The sequence below is a fragment of the Streptomyces sp. BE20 genome, assembly GCF_036322525.1.
Taxonomy (GTDB): Bacteria; Actinomycetota; Actinomycetes; order Streptomycetales; family Streptomycetaceae; genus Kitasatospora.
Window position 1 is genome coordinate 1 of record NZ_JAQYWW010000592.1, and the last position, 303, is coordinate 303.

Consider the following 303-nt stretch of genomic DNA (forward strand, 5'->3'; position numbering starts at 1 on the left):
CTCGATGGCACAGGCCACCACGCGGTCCATGAAGGAGTGGGTCGGGTTGACCGAGTCGTCCTTGATGTGGAGCTTGGCGGTGAAGCCGAGCACGCGTCCCAGGTTGTAGGCCTTCACCAGAGGGGTCCTCCCCGTGTTCAGGTTCGGCTTGGAGGCGACGACGGCCGGCACCGGCCGCAGCGGCGGGTACCGCCAGAGCGACGCCGGACAGGCATCGTTGCGCTTGCGCAGTACAACCGCGCCCTCGCTGCCTAACTCTTAGGCGCACCTAGGCCGGTCCGGCGTCGATCTGGCGGACCGGCC

Annotated in this window: 1 pseudogene; it reads right to left on the reverse strand. The window is 68.3% G+C overall.

Going from position 1 to position 303, the window contains the following annotated elements:
- Nucleotides 1-231: pseudogene (locus tag PUR61_RS11935) on the reverse strand (threonine synthase); the annotation flags it as partial.
- Nucleotides 232-303: the final 72 nt, after the last annotated feature.